Origin of the sequence: Bartonella sp. AA83SXKL, assembly GCF_042196965.1 — a bacterium.
Classification (GTDB): domain Bacteria; phylum Pseudomonadota; class Alphaproteobacteria; order Rhizobiales; family Rhizobiaceae; genus Bartonella.
Genome location: NZ_JBHIRG010000184.1, coordinates 1 through 711 on the forward strand (window position 1 = coordinate 1; position 711 = coordinate 711).

The 711-nt window shown below is 40.8% G+C and carries 2 protein-coding genes; both read left to right on the top strand.

Features of this window, described 5'->3' with window-relative positions; all coding sequences use genetic code 11:
• Positions 1-223 (top strand): hypothetical protein (locus ACFINO_RS10485; protein ID WP_375655782.1); only part of this gene is annotated, 223 nt, incomplete at its 5' end.
• The coding region (locus ACFINO_RS10490; protein WP_375655784.1) for a hypothetical protein at positions 210-711 on the top strand (502 nt) is incomplete at its 3' end. The genes ACFINO_RS10485 and ACFINO_RS10490, both read left to right, overlap by 14 nt.

Sequence of the window (711 nt, forward strand, 5' to 3'; positions counted from 1 at the left end):
TTGGCCTGTTTGTGATCGCGCATTAACCGTTGAAGAATGCTATACCTTGCCGGTACAGATTAATGGTAAAAAACGCGGTGAGGTGACTGTGGCAGCAACAGCTAGTGAAGCGATGATTGAAGAAGCTGTTTTAGCTCTTGATTTTGTAAAGGTACATCTTGTCAAAAAGCCCGTGAAAAAAATGATTATTGTTCCAAAAAGGATTGTCAATGTCGTTCTTTAAAAGTTGTATTCTTGCTGGTTTGGCGGTTTTATTTACGCTTCTTTATGGGTGCAAAGTTGAACCACTTTATCGTCAAGTGTCTCAGATTTCGACGATAGAGTCTGTTCCGGGTGAATTTTCAGGAAAAAATTCTTTAGGACTCTCTGAAAAACTTGCTTCTATTGTCATTGAAGAACCGTCAGATCGTTTTGGTCAAATGGTGCGTAATCATCTGCTCTTTATTCTTTATGGAAATGGCAGTAAACCTTCTACTCCGGTTTATCAGTTGGCATTACAGATTTCCGTACTTACAAGGGAATCTGTCCAGATAGAGATTGACTTCGATAAAAAGAGGAGAGGGCGACCTTCCGTTGGAACCGTGGTAAGCAAAGCATTCTACACCTTAAGAGATATGAAAAATGTTCCTGTTTCCAACGGCATGGCAACTATGAGCACATCCTTTGAGAGGATGCGCCAAGAATATGCAACTCTGCAAGCAGAGAAAGATG